This window comes from Blastocatellia bacterium, assembly GCA_035275065.1.
In the GTDB taxonomy this organism is placed as follows: domain Bacteria; phylum Acidobacteriota; class Blastocatellia; order UBA7656; family UBA7656; genus DATENM01.
In genome coordinates this window covers 1-1,023 of sequence record DATENM010000038.1, presented here as the reverse complement: position 1 = coordinate 1,023, position 1,023 = coordinate 1, and the positions used below count along the sequence as shown (strand labels likewise).

At 50.6% G+C, this 1,023-nt stretch carries 1 protein-coding gene; it reads right to left on the bottom strand.

The features are described from left to right. Positions 1 to 297: 297 nt before the first annotated feature. A complete protein-coding gene (locus tag VJ464_08175) occupies positions 298 to 819 on the bottom strand; it encodes a hypothetical protein (GenBank protein HKQ05091.1) in 522 nt (173 codons plus the stop codon). Positions 820 to 1,023: the final 204 nt, after the last annotated feature.

The window sequence follows — 1,023 nt, the reverse complement described above, 5'->3', positions numbered from 1 at the left end:
GAATACAAGAACGCTGAAGTCCCACCATACCCACTTAGCACGGTCGTGAGCGCGGAGCCAGATCGGCAAAGAAAGCGCCAGTGCCGGTAGGAGGTGATAAAACCAGAGCCTGAGGTAGATGTCCAACCTTCCCATTTACTTTTTTCAATTTGTCCCTGAGTAATTCGATGGGTGGCCTAACGCCCGCGTTCAGCGGGGCCGTGAGCGGCATTGGTCGAAGTATAAGAAACGTGCTTCACGGCCTCCGCTGCAACGCATTGTTAGGTTTCCCCTCGCGTTATCAGTGCTAGCTCAATCTTAGGAGATGGTTGTCTCTAGTTCCTTGATTGAGTTGATCACCACTTGATAACAGGTATTTTCCTTGATCAACCTAGACTTGGCTTCTTCAGCCGCTTCGGACAAGCTTATTTGCTGCCAGGAGCCAGCGGATATATCAAAACGCACGTTGAGTAGCTTTCTGATTGCTCTTGGCGCATCCGGAAACTTGATTTCAACGACGAATCCGTTTGACGCGGGATCAATCCCTTGATAAATCCAGTATTCAGCCGTTATCACTCTTTCCTTCGCAATCAGTCTTCTTAAGTATGTCAAGGCGATTCTGCTTCGTGTTTTTCCCAGTGCTGACAGGGCTGAAAGTTGATCCTCCACAGTAAACCTTCGAAATGAATTCCATTGTCTTCGCGATCTTTTCGCAACTTTAATGAGTTCTTCAAGGGCGGTCAGGCTAGAGAGGTTGGCCAATTGACTGATGATGTAAAGGCGTTGTTGACTTGAAATGTGAGATCGAAGTTTTCTGATGATGTCTACTTCGTTATCCATTATTCTCAACTCCTCCATCGCCTCTGGGACTTGGCTTATGGAAACCTAACGCCCGCGTTCAGGGGGGCCGTGAGCGGCATTCCGCTACCGATGACTACCGCACTCACGGCCTCCGCTGCAACGCTTTGTTGGGCGCCGCCGCAACCATTAGCCTTGCCAACTCGTCACCCCATCCGCCCCGACTCGCCGCGACGGCCACCACTT

Excerpts from the sequence above, each read along its gene's own strand:
- VJ464_08175 (HKQ05091.1), bottom strand. The coding sequence starts at position 819 with ATGGATAACGAAGTAGACATCATCAGAAAACTTCGATCTCACATTTCA.